The following is a 1,174-nucleotide window of genomic DNA, read 5'->3' on the forward strand; positions in this document are numbered from 1 at the left end:
TATGCGTAACAAGGCAAACCGCTTAGAAGAGTTGTTTTTGGACTTGGTTGAGAACGCCAAAACGCAGGAGGAAGTGTAAGATGAATGCGCATCAGGTATGGGTCGCTTTCTTGACTATTGTGACCAAAGAGATTCGTCGCTTTACTCGTATATGGGTACAAACATTGTTGCCACCGGCGATAATGATGGCTTTGTACTTCGTCATCTTTGGCAACTTGATTGGCCCGAGAATTGGTGACATGGACGGTTTTGACTACATGGACTTTATTGTTCCCGGCTTAATCATGATGTCAGTGATTACTAACTCCTATGCTAACGTAGTGTCCTCTTTTTTTAGCATGAAGTTTCAACATAGCATTGAAGAAATTCTGGTCTCACCTGTACCTAACTGGGTAGTCTTGTCCGGTTATGTGATGGGCGGTGTTGGTCGCGGTATATCTGTTGGTCTGATCGTGACACTACTGTCGCTGGGTTTTACCGATTTACGTGTTGAAAATATCGCCGTAACGGCCAGCATTGTTATTCTGACGGCTATCCTGTTCTCGATAGGCGGTTTTATCAATGCGATTTATGCGACAAAATTCGATGACATATCGATAGTGCCAACGTTTATATTGACGCCACTTACTTACTTGGGGGGTGTTTTTTATAGTATCAGTTTGTTGCCTGAGTTCTGGCAGGGGGTCTCCCAAATTAACCCTATACTGTATATGGTTAACGCTTTTCGCTATGGTATTCTTGGTGTAAGTGATGTCGATATTGGTATTTCATATTTGATGATTTGCGGATTTATCGTAATAGGCTTTTCTTATGCGCTTTACTTATTGAATCGCGGAAAAGGCATAAGAGCGTAATATGATTTTGCCTCTAAGCTAATATATAAGAATCAGTACATAGCGTAGTTTTTTCACTTTCAGAACTTAGGAGTAAAAAGTGACGGATGCTCATCAAAGCCAATTAGGTAAAGGGACTGAATACGATCAAAGCTATTCACCCGAGATACTTTTTCCCTTAGACCGAAAACAAAATCGTGAAAGTCTGAACCTGAGTGCTGATATTCCTTTTCATGGTGAAGACCGCTGGACCTGTTACGAGCTGTCCTGGCTTAACTCAAAAGGTAAGCCTCAGGCAGCGATCGCGTACTTTAGCATTCCATGTGATTCGCCATACATGA

At 42.1% G+C, this 1,174-nt stretch carries 1 protein-coding gene and 1 pseudogene; both read left to right on the top strand.

What is annotated here, in order from left to right; genetic code table 11:
- Positions 1 to 80 precede the first annotated feature (80 nt).
- Positions 81 to 854, top strand: coding sequence for an ABC transporter permease (locus A3735_RS22840; protein WP_068508962.1), 774 nt, complete (start codon positions 81 to 83; stop codon positions 852 to 854).
- A gap of 79 nt (positions 855 to 933) precedes the next feature.
- Positions 934 to 1,174, top strand: a pseudogene (locus A3735_RS22845) (NADPH-dependent 7-cyano-7-deazaguanine reductase QueF); the annotation flags it as partial.

The sequence above is a fragment of the Oleiphilus sp. HI0061 genome (genome assembly GCF_001635675.1).